We start from the raw sequence: 18,363 nt of genomic DNA on the forward strand, positions 1-18,363 counted from the left end.
CAGGCCCTGCGCGCCACCGCCGCAGGCCTGGCCCTGACCCGGGCGCCCCGCCTGCCGGCTAGTCCGCCGCGGCAGCGCCGACCGGCGCGCCCGCTTCGCTTCCCAGCGCCGCCTGAAGCGCTTCGAGCCTGCGGGGCAGTTCGGAGCCGGGCACCAGCTGCGCACGCAGCACCGGCGCGGCCCTTCCTGCCTGGACACTCGCCTGCCCGGCCTCGCCGGACTGCAGCAGCGCCTCGGCCCACGACAGCCGCCAGCGCGCGGTGGAGATGGTGTCGCTTCCGAACTGGGCTTCGGCCAAGGCCACGGCGCGCGCCCAGGCCGCCGCCGCTTCGGCCGCATGCCCCTGCCGCTGCAGCAGCTCGGCCACCAGCGTCTGGTGGCGGAACTCGAACATCGGCGGTTTGCCTACGATCAGCGGCTGCAGCGCGTCCAGCGTCTGGCGGGCATCATCGAAGCGGCCCTTGCGCATTTCCCACTCCGCCCAGCCCATGCGCGTGCGCAGCACGTCGGCCGCATCCGGGGCCAGGCGCGCCGTCCACACCGACTGCACGCGCGCGATCAGGGGCTCGGCCTCGTCCAGGCGCCCGACCCGCATGAGCGCCCGCCCGAGGTTCACCTCGGCGCGCAGGGTGTTCGGATTGTCGGGACCCAGGCTGCCGCGGCGGTAATCGAACGAGCGCCGGAACAGCTGCAGCGCACGCTCGGCATCGCCACGCGATTCCTCCAGGGTGGCCAGGTTGTTGAGCGTGACCATGTAGCCCACGCTCTGTTCGCCTGCCACCTCAGCCTCCACCTCCAGCGCGCGCGTGTAATAGTCCGCGGCCGCGGGGTATTCGCCCAGGTCCTGGTTGAGGCTGGCCAGTTCGTTGTATGCGGTGCTGGTGTGGTCGCTCATTTCGCCGAACAGGTCCAGCGACAGCGCAAGGTTCTCGCGCTGCAGCGCCTCCGCTTCGCGCAACCGGCCCTGTTCGGCCAACGTCATCGACAGCACGTGGCGCGTCCCCAGCACCTCGTAGGAGCGGTCGCCGTGCAGCTCGCGCTTCATCGCCAGCGCTTCGTCCAGGGCTTTCTCCGAGCGATCCAGGTCGCCGCGCCTGCGATAGAGCAGCCCGAGGTTGTGGGTGATGACCGCAACCTTGCGCTGTGCCTCGGGCAAGGTCTTGCGCAGCTCCAGTGAATGCAGGAACGCAGCCTCCGCGTCGTCGAAACGCTCCTGCTCCATCAGCGCCAGGCCGAGCCCGTTCCAGGCATGTGCCGTTTCCGGGCCTTCGCCCGCGCCGTGCTTGTCGAGGACGTCCAGCGCGCGACGGGCGACCGTTTCGGCGTCCGGACCACGGCGGTCGTTGGCCAGCAGCGTGGCCAGGTCGGCCATCGCTTCGGCCGCCAGCAGCGGCTCGTCTACGCCAGGCGCAAGCAGCCCCTCGACCGCCGCGCGCAGCAGCACCTCGGCACGTTGCGGCTGGCCGATGTTGTTGTAGGCGCGGCCGATCACCTGCTGCACGCGGGCACGGATCGCCGGCGAGTCTGCCAGTTCCACGTCGACCCGGGCCAGGCCCGCATCGAGGACTTCGCGCGCCGAAGCTTCGGTCTCGCCCTTGCCGCGCTGGCGCGGATCGGCGGCCTCGAAGGCGGAGAGCAGGAACTGCCCGACCTGTTCGGCGACCCGGGCTTCCTGGCGCGCACGATCGCGCTCCTGGCCCAATTGCCAGACGAAGCCCGCACTGAGCCCCAGCACGAGCGTGGCGACGCTCGCGCCACGCCAGTGGCGGCGAAGGGCGCGACCGAACCGGTACGTGCGCGAGCCCTGTCGCGCGGCGACGGCACGATGGTCCAGGTAGCGCTGCACATCGTTGGCCAGGGCGTCGACCGATGCATAGCGCCGCGCAGGTTCCAGCGCGCAGGCGCGGCCGGCAATCGCGTCCAGGTCGCCGCGCAGGCGCCGGCGCCAGGCGCAATCGGCGCCGGCCCACTCGCTTGGGACGACCACGGACCGGTCGCGATCGCCGGCATCGCGCTCGACGCGTCGACCGGCGAGCAGTTCGACCAGGATCACGCCCAGGCTGAAAACATCGCTGGCCACGCCGACCGGCTCGCCCGCCAGCGTTTCCGGCGCGGCGTAGGCAGGCGTGCAATAGGCGGTGCGCTCGCCCTGCCCCGCGCCGTCGAGCAGCCGGGCGATGCCGAAATCCAGCAGCACCGGTTCGCCATCGGCGCGCACCAGCACGTTGCCGGGCTTGAGGTCGCAATGCACGACCAGGTGCGCGTGCGCGGCCTGCACCGCGCGGCACATGCGCACGAACAGGGCCAGCCGCTGGCGCAGGTCCAGCGCCTGTTCGCTGCAGTACGCGTCCAGCGGCTGCCCGTCGACGAATTCCATGACCAGGTACGGCAGGCCGGCCGCCGTGGTGCCGCCGTCGTACAGGCGCGCGATGTTGGGATGCTGCAGGCCGGCCAGGATCCGGCGCTCCTCGGCCAGGCGCTCGGCCGTGCGCGGGTCGGGCAGGCCACGCAGCAGCTTCACCGCCACTTTCTGCAGGTAGAGGTCATCGGCGCGCTCGGCGACGAAGACCACGCCCATCCCGCCCGACGCGAGCCGCCCGGTCAGGCGCCAGGGACCGAGCGTGTCACCCGGCTGCATCTCCGGTCCGGCCAGCCTCGCCAGCAGTCCGTCCACCGGCGCGCGGGCGCGTTCCAGCGACACGGTCTGCGAGCGCAACAGCTCCAGCGTTTCACGCAGCAGGGCCGGGTCGGCGGTCAGGCGTTCGAGTTCGCTGCGCCAGGCTTCCGGCGGCAGGTCGCAGACTGCGTCGAACAGGCCGCGCAGCTGGTGCCAGTGCTCGTTTCCGCTCATGCCCCTCCCCCCTGTGGCGCCGCTCAGGCGAGCTGGCGGTTCAGCCAGGCCCTGGCGAAACGCAGGTCGCGATCCACCGTCGGCACCGAGATCTCCAGCACCGTGGCGATCTCCTCGTGCGACATGCCCCCGAAGTACGCCAGCTCCACGGCGCGCCCGGCGCGTTCGTCGTGGCTTGCCAGCTGCTCCAGCGCCTGGTGCAGCGCCAGCACATCGTAGTCGCCTACATCTTCGTTGTGCGCCCCCCCCTGGTCCACGTGCGACAGGGTTACGTTGATCGCGCCGCCTCCGCGCTTGGCAGCGACGTTGGAACGCGCGTGGTCGACCAGCACCGCGCGCATCTTCAAGGCGACCAGGGCGAAGAAGTGCGCGCGGTCGGCGTAGCCGACATCGCGGCCGAGCATGCGCAGCAGGGCTTCGTGGACCAGCGAGGTCGGGCGCAGCGTGACGTCGCCGCGGGCCGCACCCAGCCGGGCCATGGCCATCTCGCGCAAGGCCTCGTAGACCGCGTCGAACAGCTGTTCGCGCGCCTGCAGGTCGCCTCCGCGCCAGGACAGCAGCAGTCGTGTGATGTCTTCGGACAAACCGGTTTCCCCATGGCGAGCCGGCACCACGCAGCCGGCGACACGGCCTCGATTATAGGCAATGCCGATCGGATGCCCGTGGTCCTCGCTCACGCCGCTTCGCTGAACGGGTCAGCGCGCCGGCCTCCACGACAGTACCGTCCCGTCGCGCCGGTCCGGTCGCGTACCCGGGCGGTCCGCGGAATACGCTTCGCCCGAGCCGGGTGACAGGCCGACGTAGCGGTGGGTCAGCAGCGACATCAGCATCGCCTCGCCGCGCAGCATGTCCTGCCACGCGAACAGGCTTCCCTCGGACTCGCGCGCGGTCACGCGCACGTCGGCGGCGAGCCCGGCGCCGACCACGGTGAGGAAGCCGCCGCCATCAACGACCTCCAGCGCGACCCTGCCCTGGCCGCGATCATGCACGCGGAAACGCGTACCCGCCGCGTCCGTGGAGCCGGCACCGGCGGAGTGCAGCATGCCCAAGGGACTGGTCCAGGCCAGGCTGCCATCGGCCAGGTTGGCCAGCCGGATCACCTGGCCGAAGGGAATGTTGCGCGAGCGGTCGGCCTGCGGTTCGTCCACCACGAAATCGTCGAAATCCGCGTATCCGCCCGCTACGCCGTCTTTGCTGTAGGCGAACAACGCATAACGCACGCCCTGGAAGGTCTTCAGCCCGTACGGCAGGCGCACTGCTTCGCCCACCGGCGTGAAGTGGATGCCGTCGAGGCTGTAGGACAGTTGCGCCAGGTCGGCCTCGTAGTCGCCGCTGGCGCGCAGATGCACGCGGGTCGAGGACAACGGCAGGTCGATGCGCCTGTCGCCATCCTGCGAGTACGCGCGCAGGACCGCGCCTTGATCGTTGCGGACCACGCCGATCCAGGCGGCGGGAATATTCAGCAGCCCCAGGCCGGCGACATCGCCCGCGCGCAGGCCGGAGGCATCCAGCAGCACCGTGGCCGACGACTCCGGGCCGATCGCACGCTGGGTGAGCGTGTTGCGCGCCCAGAGGAAATCGTCGGCAGGCAAGGCATGCAGCCGCAGCGCGCCGGGACGTTCGGACAGAGACCAGCGCCCGGCCACCGGCTCGTGGTTCCACTGCCACAGCGGCTTGAGTGCCGCTCCGGAAAAATCGTCGCTGCGCTCCCAGGTGGCCACGGGCTCCGTGGCGATGCCGACATCGGGCTTGGTCCAGGTGCGCGGCGAGCGCCCCAGGTTGCCCGGCAGGCCGAAGTACGGCCAGCCATCGTGCCAGGTGACCGGCGAGAGGAACGTGGTGCGCCCGATCGACTTGACGTCCATCATCGAGAAGCCCCACCACTGGCCATTGGCCAGCTGCACGATCCCGCCCTGGTGCAACGGCACGGCACCCAGCGCATTGGCGTCGGGCTTGTGCATCCGGAATGCAGTAGCGCCGGTGGGCACCGGGGCGCGCTGGCCGACGTTGTCCAGCCACCAGCCGCGCTGCGTGCCCATGGTCTCGCCGGCGCTGATCACGACCGTCTCGTAGGGACCTTCGATCCGGTCGGCACGCGCGGCCTGCATCCGCCCGACCGGTGCGTAGTTGGCGCTGATGATGTAGTAGCGGCCATCGATCTTGTAGAAGTGGTGGCCCTCGCCCATCGCCTGGCCGGCGGGGATCACCACCCGGTCGCTGCCTTCGACGAAGCCACTCATGTCCGGCTTCAGTTCGACCATCCGCACCTGCTGGTAGTCGTACACCGCGTAGACGCGCCCGTCGTCGTCGAACAAAACTGAGAGGTCATGCAGGCTTCGCCCCAGCGAACGCTGCTCCCATGGGCCGGTCGGATCGCGCGCGGTGAACACCTGCAGGCCGTGGCCGTTGATGTTGGAGAAGATGTAGAACGTGCCGTCGTGGTAGCGGATGCACGGCGCCCAGATGCCCTGCCCGTAGACCTCGCGGCCGCCCGCCAGGCGGAACTCGTCGCCGGCACCGAAGCCGGGCATCGCGTAGGTGAGGAAGGTCCAGTTGACCAGGTCGCGCGAGTGCAGCACCGGCAACCCGGGCACCGCATGCATGGTCGTGCCGACCATGTAGAAATCGTCGCCGACCCGGATCAGGTCCGGATCGGAGAACTCGTCGTGGAAGATCGGGTTGGTGAAGCTGCCGTTGCCATTGTCGGCGATCCAGGTCGTCGCCGGTGCCGCGGGCGCCGTACCGAGGATCGCGGACGCGACCAGCAGGCAGGACGTCGCGAGGAAGCGGAGACGGAGTTTCCCCCCGCGTCCGATCATGCAGGTGGTTCCTGCGGGGCCCTGCGGCGCGAGCTGCGCACCAGCAGCTGCTGCAGCAGGCAGAACGCCAGCAGCAGGCCGCCGATGGCGATCTTCGTCCACCACGAGCTCAGCGTGCCGTCGAACACGATCAGGGTCTGGATCAGGCCGAGCACCAGCACGCCGAACAGGGTACCGAGCACGTAGCCGCTGCCGCCGGCCAGCAGCGTGCCACCGATGACCACCGCGGCGATCGCATCCAGCTCCAGCCCCGTGGCGTGCAGGCTGTAGCCGCTGAGCATGTAGAACGTGTAGACCACACCGGCCAGCGCCGAGCAGAACCCGCTCAGTGCGTAGACGCCGACCCGCGTGGCCGCCACCGGCAGGCCCATCAGCAAGGCCGAGGCTTCGCTGCCACCGATCGCGTAGACGCCGCGACCGAACCGGGTCATCCCTGCCAGCACCGCGCCGCCGGCCACCACCAGCAGCGCGATCACCGCCCCGGCCGACAGCGAGGCGCCGCCACCGAGCGGGATTCGCAGGTTGGCCACCGCGACATGGAAGGCGTGGTCGATGCCGATCGACTCCACGCTGAGCAGGGTCGCCGCGCCGCGTGCGAGGAACATGCCCGCCAGGGTGACCACGAACGGCTGCAGGCGGTAGCGCTCGATCAGCGTGCCCATCAGCGCGCCGAAGGCCGCGCCCAGCGCCAGTACCAGCGGGATCGCCGCCAGTGGATGCCAGCCGTGGACCTGCACCAGCCAGGCCAGCAGGACCGTGCTGAAAGCCACCACCGCGCCGACCGACAGGTCGATGCCGCCGCTGACGATCACGAAGGTCATGCCCACCGCGACGATCAGCAGGAACGCATTGTCGATCAGGAGGTTGAGGAACACCTGCGGGCGCAGGAAACCGTCGTACATCACGCCGCCGGCCACCGACATGGCCACGAACAGGCCGATCGTGATCGCCAGCGAGAGCTGGCGCGGATCGCGCCACAGCCGCGACAGGAAACCCGGCGCGCGCATCGCGGCAACCGGCGTACTCACGTCGCACCTCCCGCCCGGCGCGACAGCCGTGCACGCAGGCGCCCGCGGAACTCGGGCGACTGCAGCAGCAGGACCGCCGTCACCAGCAGCGCCTTGACCACCAGATTGACCTGCGGCGGCACGCCGATGGCATAGATGGTGGTGGTCAGCGCCTGGATGATCAGCGCGCCGACCAGGCTGCCCGCCAGGCTGAAGCGGCCGCCCGCCAGCGCGGTACCGCCCAGCGCCACCGCCAGGATCGCATCCAGCTCCAGCAACTGGCCTGCGTTGTTGGCGTCGGCGCTGGCCACGTTTGAACTGACCAGCAATCCGGCCAGGCCCGCGGTGAAGCCGCAGAACACGTACAGCGACCAGGTGATGGCTTTCGCGCGCACGCCGGCCACGTGGGCGGCGACCGGGTTGTGGCCGATCGCGCGCACGAACAGGCCCAGCGCACTGCGGTCAAGCAGCAGTTTCAGTCCAACGAACACCGCGGCGACCACGAACAGCGAAAACGGCAGCCCGAACAGGAATCCGTTGCCGAGGAAGGCGAAGGGCTCGTAGTAGATGGTCAGGATCTGGCCGTCGCTGACCAGCTGGGCGATGCCGCGTCCGGCCACCATGAGTACCAGCGTGGCGATGATCGGCTGCAGGCCGAGCTTGACCACGAGCAGGCCGTTCCAGAACCCGCACAGCAGCGCCACGCCCAGGGCGGCGGTGATCGCCGCGAACAGCGGCGCCAGCCCCTCGCTGCCCGCGGCCTGCATCCGTGCGATCGTCCATGCCGCCACGGTGGCGGCGATGGCAAGCACCGCGCCCACGGAGATGTCCAGGCCACGCACGGCGATCACCAGGGTCATGCCCAGCGACACCAGCACCAGCGGCGCGGCGCGGTTGGCGATGTCGACCAGGTTGCCGTACAGGTGGCCATCGCGCCATTGCAGCGAAAGGAAACCCGGATTGAACAGCCCATTGCCGAGCAGCAGCAGAGCCAGCGCCAGCAAAGGCCAGAACAGGGGGTGGGCCAGGCCGCGGTGCAGCACCTGCCTGGAGCTCGTGCGTGCCTCCGCGCCGCTCATGCGCCCGCCGCGCCGGCTGCACGAACCGCGGGCTCGTGCGCGGCAAGCAGGGCCAGCACCTGGCCTCCGTCGCTGCCTCCCGGGAGTTCACCGGCCTTGCGCCGCTCGCGCATGACCGCGATGCGGTCGCTGAGGCGGGTCAGTTCCTCGATCTCGGCGGAGATGAAGAGCACCGCCATCCCCTGGCGGGCGAGGCGCAGCACTTCGGCCATGATTTCCTGCTTGGCCGCGACGTCGATGCCGCGCGTGGGTTCGTCCAGGACGAGGAGCCTGGGCTGCGTGGCCAGCCAGCGCGCGAGCACCACCTTCTGCTGGTTGCCGCCGGACAGCGCACCGACCGGGGTCTCGATGTCGGCGACCTTGATCCCGAGCAGCGCGACGGACTGCCGCGCCAGCTCTTCCTGCCTTGCGCGCGGCAGCGCGCGCCACCAGCCCATCCGGGCCTGCAGCGCCAGGACGATGTTTTCGCGGACCGACAGGCCTGCCACGATTCCCTCGGTCTTGCGCTCTTCGGGGCATAGCGCCAGCCCGTGCGCGACCGCCTCGGCCGGATGCCGCAACTCCACCGGCCCGTGTTCCATGCGCAGTTCGCCGCAGTCGGCACGATCCAGCCCGAACAGCAGTCGCGCCAGTTCGGTGCGCCCGGAACCGAGCAGGCCACCCAGGCCCAGCACCTCGCCGGCGCGCAACTGCAGGTCGACCGGCTGCAGGCTGCCGCGCCGACCCAGGCCGCGCGCCTCGACCACCACCGGTGCATCCACCGGCACTTCGTGGCTTGCGTCGCGTCCGCCGGCCAGCTCGACCTCGCGCCCCACCATCGCCGAAACCAGCGCGGCCTGGGGCAACTGCGCCGGCAGGTACTCGCCGGCCAGCGCGCCGTTGCGCAGCACGGTGATGCGATCGGACACCGCATACACCTGGTCGAGGAAATGGGTGACGAACAGGATCGCCATGCCGCGCTCGCGCAGCCGGCGCATCACCGCGAACAGCTCGCGGACCTCGTCCTCGTCCAGGCTCGAGGTCGGTTCGTCCAGGACCAGCACCCGCGCCGACACGCCCAGCGCGCGCGCGATCGCCACCATCTGCTGCACCGCTACCGGGTAGGCCGCCAGCGGCAGGTCGACGTCGATGTCCAGGTGCAGTTCGGCGAGCAGTGCACGCGCGCCTGCCCGCACCTGCTTCCAGTCGACCAGCCCGAACCTGCGCGGATAACGGCCGGCATACAGGTTCTCGGCCACCGACAGGTTCGGGCACAGGTTCACTTCCTGGTAGACCGTGCTGATGCCCTCGCGCTGCGCCGCCAGCGGCGAAGCCGGGGCGATCGTACGCCCGTCCAGTTCGATCGTCCCGGCGTCGACCTGCTCCACGCCGGTGAGCAGCTTGATCAGGGTCGACTTGCCGGCGCCGTTCTGTCCCATCAGCGCGTGGATCTCGCCGGCGCGCAGGACAAGACCGGCACCGTCCAGCGCCACGGTCGCGCCGTAGCGCTTGGCCAGGCCCCGCGCCTGCAGCACGACCGCGCTCAACCCGGCACCCACGCCGGGACGACGGACGAAGCGGATGGCAACGTTCGCATCGCCGGCGCCACGGACGCGATCAGTACTTGCGGTTGGGCAGTTCGGCCGCGGCCTGGTCGCGGGTGAACACACCCTCTTCGACCTCGACGCGCCTGGCCACCGGCTTGCCCGCATGCACGTCGCGGATGATCTGGGCCAGTTGCGGACCGAGCAGCGGATTGCACTCGACCGTGGCGTTGAGCTTGCCGGCCTTCATCGCCTCGAACGCGCCACGCACGCCGTCGATGGAGACGATGCGGATATCCTCGCCCGGCTTGAGACCAGCCTCCTCGATGGCCTGGATCGCGCCGATCGCCATGTCGTCGTTGTGCGCGAACAGCACGTCGATGCCGTCGCGGCCTTCGGCCTTGAGGAAGGCTTCCATCACTTCCTTGCCCTTGGCCCGGGTGAAGTCGCCGCTCTGCGAACGGACGATGGCGAAGCGCGGATCCTGGCCAATCACTTCCTTGAAGCCCGCCATGCGGTCGATCGCCGGGGCCGAACCGACCGTGCCCTGCAGGTCGACGATGCGGACCGGGCCGGCCGCGCCCGAGCTTTTACGAGACGCGGAGTCCTCGAGCAGCCAGCGCGCGGCGCGACGGCCTTCCTCGACGAAGTCCGAGCCGATCAGCGTGGTGTAGAGCGAGTCGTCGGACACGTCCACCGCTCGATCGGTCAGCACGACCGGGATATTGGCGGCCTTGGCCTCGCGCAGCACCGTCTCCCACCCGGACTCGACCACCGGCGAGAACGCGATCACGTCCACGTCCTGGGCGATGAACGAGCGCAATGCCTTGATCTGGTTCTCCTGCTTCTGCTGCGCGTCGGAGAACTTGAGGTTGAATTCCGGCGCGACCAGCGCCTCCTTCACCGAACGGGTATTGGCGGTGCGCCATTCGCTCTCGGCGCCGACCTGGCTGAAGCCGACCCTGATCGCGTCCGCCTTCGCCGCAGCGTCACCGCCACCCTTGCCGCAGGCGCCGAGCACCACCGCGCACAGCATCGCCGCTGCCAGCTTCAAACCCTTGTCCATCGCTCCTCCCTCGATGCATGTGGTGCCTCCGCCGTCGCCCCGGCCTTGCCGTCGGCGACGTGCCACGCACCCTCCAGTGCGCGGCCGCGGAAGTTGCGGCTCAAGCCGCGGTATAGGCGGTCTTGACCGTCGTGTAGAACTCCACCGCGTAGCGCCCCTGCTCCCGCGGCCCATAGCTGGATGCCTTGCGCCCGCCGAACGGCACGTGCGGATCCACGCCCGCGGTCGGCAGGTTGACCATCACCATGCCCGCCTGCGCGTGCCGCTTGAAGTGCGTGGCGTACTTGAGCGAGGTGGTGCAGATGCCGGCGCACAGGCCGAATTCGGTGTCGTTGGCCAGCGCCAGCGCGTGCTCGTAGTCGTCGGCGCGCAGCAGCGCGGCGACCGGTCCGAAGATCTCCTCGCGGGCGACGCGGTCCGACGGCTTGGCCGCGAACAGGGTCGGCGCCAGGAAGTGGCCCTTCGTTTTCCATTCCACGCGCTCGCCACCGGCGAGCAGTTCGCCGCCGTCCTCGTGCCCGGCGCGGATGTAGGCCAGGTCGGTGTCCAGCTGCGCCTGGCTGGCGACCGGACCGATGTCCACGCCAGCCTCGAGCGGATCGCCGACCTTCACCTTCGCCAGCCGCGCCTGCACCTTGGCCACGAAGGCGTCGTAAATGCCGTTCTCGACGATCAGCCGGCTCGACGCGGTGCAGCGCTGGCCGGTGGAGAAGTACGCGCCGTTGACCGCGCACTCCACCGCCTTGTCCAGGTCGGCATCGGCCAGCACCACCAGCGGATTCTTGCCGCCCATTTCCATCTGCACCTTCAGCGCGCGCGCGGCCGCCTGCCTGAGCAGCGCATGGCCGGTCGGCGCCGAACCGGTGAAGGTCAGCGCGTCGAGCTTCGGGTGCTCGACCATCGCCTGGCCGACGATGCGGCCGCCGCCGAGCACCATGTTGAACACGCCTTCGGGCAATCCGGCGCGGGACAGGATCTCGGCGATCGCCCAGGCGCAGCCGGGCACGATCTCCGCCGGCTTGAACACCACGGTATTGCCGTAGGCCAGCGCCGGCGCGATCTTCCAGGCCGGGATCGCCAGCGGAAAATTCCACGGCGCGATGATGCCGACGGTGCCGACCGGCTCGCGGGTGATCTCCACGTCCACGCCCGGGCGCGTCGAGGCCAGCTTCTCGCCGGGGATGCGCAACGCCTCGCCGGCGAAGAACTTGAAGATCTGTCCGGCACGCGCCGCCTCGCCGATGCTCTCGGCCAGGGTCTTGCCTTCCTCGCGTGCGAGCAACCGGCCCAGTTCCTCCTTGCGGGCGAGGATCTCGCTGCCGACGGCGTCGAGGATGTCGGCGCGCTGCTGCGGATTGGACAGCGCCCATTTCGGCGAAGCGGCGCTGGCGGCATCGACCGCCTGCGCGGTGCGCGCGGCATCGAGCACGCCGTAGTGGCCGACCGGCGTGGCCAGGTCGGAGGGGTTCTCGTCGGCGTGGCCACCATCGCCCTCGACCCACTGGCCGGCGATGTAGCTGCTGAAACGCTGTTCGCTCACGGTTTTTCTCCTTTCCTGTCCTGGCGCGCGGGCTGGTGCCAGCGGAACCTTACAGCGCGCGCACGCCACCCGGGGCAAAACCCGCGGCGATGGTTTGCAACGGGTTGACCAGCGGCGCACCCAGCTCCGGCAGGTCGACCTCGAACACGTCGCCCGCCTCGGCGCGGACGCCATCGGCGAAGCTGAGCGTGGCGGTGCCGAAGAAGTGCAGGTGCACGTCGCCAGGACGGCGATGCGCGGCGTACTTGAAGTGGTGGTACTCGAGGTTCTCCAGCGAATGGCACATGTTGGCCTCGCCGGTGAGGAAGGGCTTCTCCCACAGCACCACGCCGCCACGGCGGATGCGGCTGGTCCCGCGCAGGTCGCGCGGCAGCGCGCCGGTGCGCAGTTCCGGGCCGACCGCGCAGGCGCGCAGCTTGGAATGGGCCAGGTACAGGTAGTTCTGGCGCTCGGTGACGTGGTCGGAGAACTCGTTGCCGATCGCAAAACCGAGCCGGTGCGGGGTGCCGTCCGGGCCGATCACGTACAGGCCGACCAGTTCGGGTTCCTCGCCACCGTCCAGGGCGAAGTCCGGGGACGGCAACGGCGCGCCCGGCGCGACCAGGATCGAACCATCGCCCTTGTAGAACCACTCGGGCTGCGCGCCGGCCGTGCCCGCCTCCGGCGCGCCCCCTTCCACGCCCCACCGGAACATGCGCATGGAATCGGTGAGCGTGCCCGCGTCGGCCTGCTGCTTGAGGTTCTGGTGCATCGCATCGCGCGCGGCCGCGCTGCCCAGGTGGGTGAGGCCGGTACCGGTGACCCGGCAGTGCGCGGGGTCGGGATGATGCAGCGGACCGAGTACCCGCCCGGCCTGCAGCAACGCCGCGTAGTCGAGGGTCGTCGTACCGAGGGTCGCCGCAGCCTGTGCTCCCAGGCTCCGGCCCGCGGCCAGGGCCGCGTGGGCGAGCGCATAGGTCGAATCGACATCCTCCAGCAAGGTCACGCGGCTCGCGTCGGCGTCGACGGCGCCCACCCGCGTGTTCCCGGCCTCGTCCCGCAGCTGGATCAGTCGCATCTTTACCTTCCGCCCGACTCGTGGATGGGAAGGCAGACCGTCCCGGGAGGGACGGAACGTGCCTGCACCCATTCTGCCCACTGAAGGAATATGCATCCAATCCGATTTCCTGCATAACATATACGAACATTTGTATCCGTGGAGTCGCCGTGCCGCAGAACATCCCCTGGTTCGTCCGTGCACGGCTCAAGACCCGGCAGCTCATGCTGCTGATCGCGATCGACGAGGAAGGCAACATCCATCGCGCCGCCGAAACGCTGGCGATGTCGCAACCGGCCGCCTCCAAGCTGCTCAAGGACCTGGAGGAAATGATCGGGGTGCCGCTGTTCGAGCGCCTGCCCCGGGGCATGAGCCCGACCTGGTATGGCGAGACCATGATCCGGCACGCGCGTATCGCCCTGGCCAGCCTCGGCGAGGCCGGCGCGGAGATCGAGGCGCTCAAGGGCGGCCTGGCCGGCAACATCGCGGTCGGCGCGATCGCCGGGCCGGCGATGAGCCTGCTTCCGACCGCGCTGGCGCGGATCGCCCGGCAGCACCCGGACCTGCGCGTGTCGCTGCTGGTGGAGAGCAGCGACGTCCTGCTGGAACGGCTGGAGCAGAACCGGCTCGATTTCCTGGTCGCGCGGCTGTTCGAACGCCATGACAAGCGCTACCTGCACTACCAGGCGCTGGCCGAGGAGGATATCTGCGCGATCGCCCGGCCCGGCCATCCGATCCTGGCGCTGGATGCCCCCGACCTGGCCGAACTGGCGCGCGCCAGCTGGATCGTGCCGCCGGAGGGCAGCGTGCTGCGCCACCGTTTCGAACTGATGTTCCGCAGCGCCGGCCTGCAACCGCCGCGGCAGGTGCTGGCGACCACCGCGCTGATGTTCATGACCAAGATGCTGCAGGAGAGCGACTACCTGGCCGTCGTGCCGGTGGACGTCGCCCGCCACTACGCCGAACACGACATGGTCCGGATCGTGCCGGTGGACCTGTCCTGCAGGATGGACTCGTTCGGGATCATCACCCGCACCGACTGGCTGCTGTCGCCCGGCGCACGCACGGTGCTGCGTGCGCTGCAGGAGACCGCCACGGAAATCTACGGCGCGCCGGCCTGACCCGGCGCCCTGTGGCGCCGGGCGCGTCCGGCTGCGCGCAAGCCGTAACGTCGTGGATATAGCGGCATAGCCTTCGCTCGAGGATCGGCGGTCGCTGCGGCGATCAGTCGTGGAACGCGTCGACCTGTCTGCGCCGACCCAGCATGAACGCATCGGCGACATGGCGCAGCGGCGCGAGGTCGACGTCGGACTCGCCGGCCCGGATGATCGCGACGAAACGCCGGTACAGCATCGGATACTCCTGCTCCGGCTGCTCGTGCACCACGCGCCCGTCGATCGACAGCCGGGCGCCGCCCTCGGACAGCAGCATCTCGCCGGCGTCCGTCAGCGCGACGATGTCCCAGCTCTGCCTGCCGGTCTGGCGCCAGTCGAATTCCGCCGCCAGGTCCAGCCCTTCCGCATCGCTGAAGGTGATCGATGCGGCGATCGGCGCATCGCGGTTTTCCGGGAATTCCAGCATCGCCGCGGTGACGAATACCGGGTTCGGCAGGATCCGGGTGACGATGGAAAGCGCGTTGATGCCGGGGTCGAACACGCCCAGGCCGCCGGGCTGCCAGATCCATTCCTGGCCCGGATGCCACTGGCGCACGTCTTCCTTCCAGGCCACGCGCATCGAGCGGATCCGGGTGCCGGCGAGGAATTCCCGCGCGGCTTCCACGGCCGGCGCGTAGCGCGAGTGCCAGCTGGCGAAGAGCGAAAGCCCCTTGCCCGCGGCCAGCGCGGCGAGGCCTTCGACTTCCGAAAGCGTCGCGCCCGGCGGTTTTTCCAGGAACACGTGCTTGCCGGCCGTGAGCGCCTTCACCGCCGCTTCGTAACGATACTGCGGCGGCATGCACAGCGAGACGGCCTGGATCGACGGTAGCGCCGAGAGCATTGCGTCGATCGAGCTGAAATTTTCTATGCCCTCGACCCGCCCGTGGCGACTCGCCGCGGCGACCAGCCGGTAGTCGTCGTTGCCGGCCACGGCCGGCAGGTGCTGGTCGCGAACGATCTTGCCGATGCCGACGATGGCGAGGTTGATGGGTGGCACGGGTGCGGTCTCCGGGGAAGGCCGATCGATGCGGGCATCGGTCGAAGTGCGGTTACGGTAAGGCCTGGTCGATAGCGATTGGACGCTGCTGGCTTCAGGCGCGCTCCAGCGCCGCCGCCACTTCTTCCCAGGGGCGCGCCCGGCCGGGCATGGCGAAGCGGTACTCGATGCGCCGCCGGAAGGTCGTGCCGGGGCGCAGGATCGCGTCGGGAAACGCAGGCCGGTTCGGCGCATCCGGAAACCCTTGCGGCTCCAGGCACAGTCCGCGCCCGAGGCCCGGGTGCTGCCGGTCCAGCCCGTGGCCGCCATACAGCTGCAGCGCCGGCGCATCGCTGTCGATGCGCAGCGCGATGCCGCTGTGCGGCGAGTACAGCATCGCCGCGTAGTCGCTGTGCGCATCGAGCACGAGGCAGTGGTCGTAGCCGCCTGCCGTGCCCAGTTGCGGATCGCGCCCATCGAAGGCCGCATCGAGCGTGCGCGCGGCGCGGAAATCGAACGGTGAACCGGACACGCCAGCGACTTCGCCCAGCGGGATCAGGGCTTCGTCCACCGGCAGGTAACCGCTGGCCGGGACCTGCAGCCACTGCGCCGACGCAGGCACCGCCGGATCGCCGGCGAGGTTGAAATAGGGGTGGTGGGTCGGGTTGAACGGCGTCGGCCGGTCGCTGGTCGCCTCGAAGTCCAGGCGCAGGCGCGCGCCCTGCAGCCGATACGTCGCGCGCACGTCGAGGTTGCCGGGATAACCCTCTTCCCCGTGCGGCGAGCGGTAGCGCATCACCAGGGTGGACGCATCGGGGGCCTCCACCGTCCACAGCCGCCGACCGAAACCGGATGCGCCGCCATGCAGGTGGTTGCGGCCCTGGTTGGCGGTGAGCCGGAGTCGTTCCCCATCCAGCGTGCAGGCCGCGCCGGCGATGCGGTTGCCGAAGCGCCCGACCAGGATGCCGAGGTAGGCCGGATCGTCGTGATAGGCCTGCGCGTCGCCCAAGCCGAGCACCAGCCCGGTACGACCGTGGGCACCGGGGAACTCCAGCCGCGCCAGGATGCCGCCCAGGTCGAGGATCTCCGCCGACAGCCCCTCCGCATCCCCCAGCGTCCAGGCATGCACGGGGGTGCCGTCATCCAGCCGGCCGAATGGCCTCGTTCGCGTCATCCCCGGTTCCCCTGCCCGCTTCCGGCCGCGACCCGGCCGCGCGCAGGATAGTCGCGGCGCCCCGGACCCACCAATGTCATCAGGGGCATGGCAGGCGCCCCGAATGGAATAGCTGCGCACAGGCCTGCGACCGCATGGATCGCATCGCGTTCCCGGGAAGGGGTGTCTCGCGCATCCCCGCCGGCGCCCAGACAAGGGAAAACAGGGCGCCCTCTGCGGCCCACGCTCGATTGCAATACGCGTATCGATCCGGGCGCATTTGTTATTTTTCGGGCATTCCCCCGACGGGTAGCATCGTCGCGCAACGGACCGCACCGGGCTGCCTGGAATAGGTGGCGTTGCGGCCGAATCCACCCGCCGGGCAGGAATCCCCGATCGCATGAGCGACTCCAGCAAACCGCCCTTTCGCAGCCGCCAGTGGTTCGGCCGGGAGGGCAAGCAGGGCTTCTATTACCGCAGCTGGCTCAAGGGGCTGGGACTGCCGCACGACCTGTTCGACGGTCGGCCGGTGATCGGCATCTGCAATACCTGGTCGGAGCTCACCCCGTGCAACAGCTCACTGCGCGAGCTGGCCGAGCACGTCAAGCGCGGCGTCTACGAGGCCGGTGGCTTTCCGCTCGAATTCCCGGTGATGTCGCTTGGCGAAACGCAAATTCGGCCGACCGCGATGCTGTTCCGCAACCTGGCCAGCATGGAGGCGGAGGAGTCGATCCGCGCCAACCCCATCGACGGCGTGGTGCTGCTGATGGGTTGCGACAAGACCACGCCGTCGCTGCTGATGGGCGCGGCCAGCGTCGACCTGCCCACGATCGGTGTGTCCGCCGGGCCGTCGCTGTCGGGCAACTGGCGCGGCAAGCCGCTGGGCTCGGGCACCGGCGTGATCGAGATGTCGGAGATGGTCCGCGCCGGCACCCTTTCGCAGGACGAGTTCACCGAAGCCGAGTCGTGCATGCAGCGCTCCACGGGCAGCTGCATGACCATGGGCACCGCCTCGACGATGGCCAGCATGGTCGAGGCGCTGGGCATGTCGCTGCCGGAGAACGCGGCGATCCCGGCGGTGGACGCGCGCCGCTTCCGCCTGGCGCACCTGTCGGGCCGGCGCATCGTGGAGATGGTGCGCGAGGACCTGCGCATGTCCAGGATCCTGACCCGGGCGGCGTTCGCCAACGCGATCCGCGCCAATGCCGCGATCGGCGGATCGACCAACGCGGTAATCCACCTGCTGGCGATCGCCGGCCGGCTGGGCGTCGAACTCTCACTGGACGACTGGGACGCGCTGGGTTCGCGCCTGCCCTGCCTGGTCAACCTCAAGCCGTCCGGCGAATACCTGATGGAGGATTTCTGCTACGCCGGCGGGCTGCCCGCGGTGCTGCGCGAGATCGCCGCGCAACTGGACCTGGACGCCATCACCGCCAACGGCCGCACGCTGGGCGAGAACATCGCACAGGCGCCGTGCTGGAACCGCGAGGTGATCCGTCCGCTTGCGCAGCCCGTGCGCGCCGAGGCGGGCATCGCCGTACTGCGCGGCAACCTGGCCCCCGACGGCGCGGTGATCAAGCCGTCGGCCGCCTCGCCGCAGCTGCTGCGCCACCGGGGCCGCGCGGTGGTGTTCGAGAGCATCGAGGAGTTCAAGGCACGCATCGACGACGAGGCGCTGGACATCGACGAGACCTGCGTGATGGTGCTGAAGAACTGCGGCCCGCGCGGATATCCCGGCATGGCCGAGGTCGGCAACATGCCTTTGCCGCCCAAGCTGCTGCGGCGCGGCGTCACCGACCTGGTCCGCATCTCCGACGCGCGCATGAGCGGCACCGCCTACGGCACCGTGGTCCTGCACGTCTCGCCCGAGGCCGCCACCGGCGGGCCGCTGGCGCTGGTGCGCGAGGGCGATTTCATCGAACTGGACGTGCCGGGCCGGCGCCTGCACCTGGACGTCGACGAGGCCGAGCTGGCGCGTCGCCGCGCGGAATGGACCGCGCCGCCGGCACCGGCGCGCGGCTGGTCCAAGCTGTACGTGGACCACGTGCAGCAGGCCCACCTGGGCGCGGACCTGGACTTCCTGGTCGGCGGCAGCGGCGATGCGGTCGGCCGCGACTCGCACTGAATTCCGGGATTGCCCCGCCCCGTTTCCGGCCCGG

Annotated in this window: 13 protein-coding genes; 2 read left to right on the forward strand and 11 right to left on the reverse strand. The window is 70.1% G+C overall.

The window, feature by feature from the left end; genetic code table 11:
• Positions 1 to 58: 58 nt before the first annotated feature.
• From CSC65_RS08450 to araD1, 9 genes are all read right to left on the reverse strand, one after another.
• The gene (locus CSC65_RS08450; protein ID WP_162410128.1) at positions 59 to 2,851 is read right to left on the reverse strand and encodes a tetratricopeptide repeat protein; all 2,793 of its coding nucleotides are present in this window, start codon (positions 2,849 to 2,851) and stop codon (positions 59 to 61) included.
• A 23-nt stretch (positions 2,852 to 2,874) separates the two neighbouring features.
• Positions 2,875 to 3,435, reverse strand: a complete 561-nt coding sequence (locus CSC65_RS08455) for an ECF-type sigma factor (protein ID WP_162410244.1) — start codon at positions 3,433 to 3,435, stop codon at positions 2,875 to 2,877.
• Positions 3,436 to 3,546: 111 nt separating this feature from the next.
• Positions 3,547 to 5,670, reverse strand: a complete 2,124-nt coding sequence (locus CSC65_RS08460; protein ID WP_162410129.1) for a glycoside hydrolase family 43 protein — start codon at positions 5,668 to 5,670, stop codon at positions 3,547 to 3,549.
• Positions 5,667 to 6,677: a galactofuranose ABC transporter, permease protein YjfF gene (gene yjfF, locus CSC65_RS08465; protein WP_162410245.1), complete on the reverse strand. Its 1,011-nt coding sequence runs from the start codon at positions 6,675 to 6,677 to the stop codon at positions 5,667 to 5,669. Before yjfF ends, CSC65_RS08460 begins: the two co-directional genes overlap by 4 nt.
• A 17-nt stretch (positions 6,678 to 6,694) precedes the next feature.
• Positions 6,695 to 7,756 (reverse strand): ABC transporter permease, encoded by a 1,062-nt coding sequence (locus CSC65_RS08470; RefSeq protein ID WP_162410130.1) that lies wholly within the window; start codon positions 7,754 to 7,756, stop codon positions 6,695 to 6,697.
• Positions 7,753 to 9,282: a sugar ABC transporter ATP-binding protein gene (locus tag CSC65_RS08475; protein WP_162410131.1), complete on the reverse strand. Its 1,530-nt coding sequence runs from the start codon at positions 9,280 to 9,282 to the stop codon at positions 7,753 to 7,755. The genes CSC65_RS08470 and CSC65_RS08475 overlap by 4 nt, the downstream gene beginning before the upstream one ends.
• Positions 9,283 to 9,352: 70 nt before the next feature.
• Positions 9,353 to 10,345, reverse strand: coding sequence for an ABC transporter substrate-binding protein (locus tag CSC65_RS08480; RefSeq protein ID WP_238390325.1), 993 nt, complete (start codon positions 10,343 to 10,345; stop codon positions 9,353 to 9,355).
• 100 nt (positions 10,346 to 10,445) lie between these two features.
• Entirely contained in the window at positions 10,446 to 11,885 is a 1,440-nt protein-coding gene (locus CSC65_RS08485; RefSeq protein WP_162410132.1) for an aldehyde dehydrogenase family protein, read from the reverse strand.
• A 49-nt stretch (positions 11,886 to 11,934) separates the two neighbouring features.
• Complete coding sequence (araD1, locus tag CSC65_RS08490; RefSeq protein ID WP_162410133.1) at positions 11,935 to 12,942, reverse strand: AraD1 family protein; 1,008 nt, start codon at positions 12,940 to 12,942, stop codon at positions 11,935 to 11,937.
• Positions 12,943 to 13,091: 149 nt separating this feature from the next.
• Here araD1 and CSC65_RS08495 point away from each other — a divergent pair, with 149 nt between their 5' ends.
• The gene (locus CSC65_RS08495; protein ID WP_162410134.1) at positions 13,092 to 14,042 is read left to right on the forward strand and encodes a LysR family transcriptional regulator; all 951 of its coding nucleotides are present in this window, start codon (positions 13,092 to 13,094) and stop codon (positions 14,040 to 14,042) included.
• A 103-nt stretch (positions 14,043 to 14,145) separates the two neighbouring features.
• On the opposite strand, the gene CSC65_RS08500 is transcribed toward CSC65_RS08495, so the two are convergent.
• Both CSC65_RS08500 and CSC65_RS08505 read right to left on the reverse strand, forming a co-directional pair.
• Positions 14,146 to 15,072, reverse strand: coding sequence for a Gfo/Idh/MocA family protein (locus CSC65_RS08500; RefSeq protein WP_162410135.1), 927 nt, complete (start codon positions 15,070 to 15,072; stop codon positions 14,146 to 14,148).
• Positions 15,073 to 15,166: 94 nt separating this feature from the next.
• Entirely contained in the window at positions 15,167 to 16,225 is a 1,059-nt protein-coding gene (locus CSC65_RS08505; RefSeq protein ID WP_162410136.1) for an aldose epimerase family protein, read from the reverse strand.
• Positions 16,226 to 16,604: 379 nt separating this feature from the next.
• Here CSC65_RS08505 and CSC65_RS08510 point away from each other — a divergent pair, with 379 nt between their 5' ends.
• Complete coding sequence (locus tag CSC65_RS08510) at positions 16,605 to 18,329, forward strand: IlvD/Edd family dehydratase (RefSeq protein ID WP_162410137.1); 1,725 nt, start codon at positions 16,605 to 16,607, stop codon at positions 18,327 to 18,329.
• Positions 18,330 to 18,363: the final 34 nt, after the last annotated feature.

The organism is Pseudoxanthomonas daejeonensis, assembly GCF_010093205.1.
Taxonomy (GTDB): domain Bacteria; phylum Pseudomonadota; class Gammaproteobacteria; order Xanthomonadales; family Xanthomonadaceae; genus Pseudoxanthomonas; species Pseudoxanthomonas daejeonensis.

Excerpts from the sequence above, each read along its gene's own strand:
- CSC65_RS08450 (WP_162410128.1), bottom strand. The coding sequence starts at position 2,851 with ATGAGCGGAAACGAGCACTGGCACCAGCTGCGCGGCCTGTTCGACGCA.
- CSC65_RS08460 (WP_162410129.1), bottom strand. The coding sequence starts at position 5,670 with ATGATCGGACGCGGGGGGAAACTCCGTCTCCGCTTCCTCGCGACGTCC.
- yjfF (WP_162410245.1), bottom strand. The coding sequence starts at position 6,677 with ATGCGCGCGCCGGGTTTCCTGTCGCGGCTGTGGCGCGATCCGCGCCAG.
- CSC65_RS08470 (WP_162410130.1), bottom strand. The coding sequence starts at position 7,756 with ATGAGCGGCGCGGAGGCACGCACGAGCTCCAGGCAGGTGCTGCACCGC.
- CSC65_RS08480 (WP_238390325.1), bottom strand. The coding sequence starts at position 10,345 with ATGGACAAGGGTTTGAAGCTGGCAGCGGCGATGCTGTGCGCGGTGGTG.
- araD1 (WP_162410133.1), bottom strand. The coding sequence starts at position 12,942 with ATGCGACTGATCCAGCTGCGGGACGAGGCCGGGAACACGCGGGTGGGC.
- CSC65_RS08505 (WP_162410136.1), bottom strand. The coding sequence starts at position 16,225 with ATGACGCGAACGAGGCCATTCGGCCGGCTGGATGACGGCACCCCCGTG.
- CSC65_RS08510 (WP_162410137.1), top strand. The coding sequence starts at position 16,605 with ATGAGCGACTCCAGCAAACCGCCCTTTCGCAGCCGCCAGTGGTTCGGC.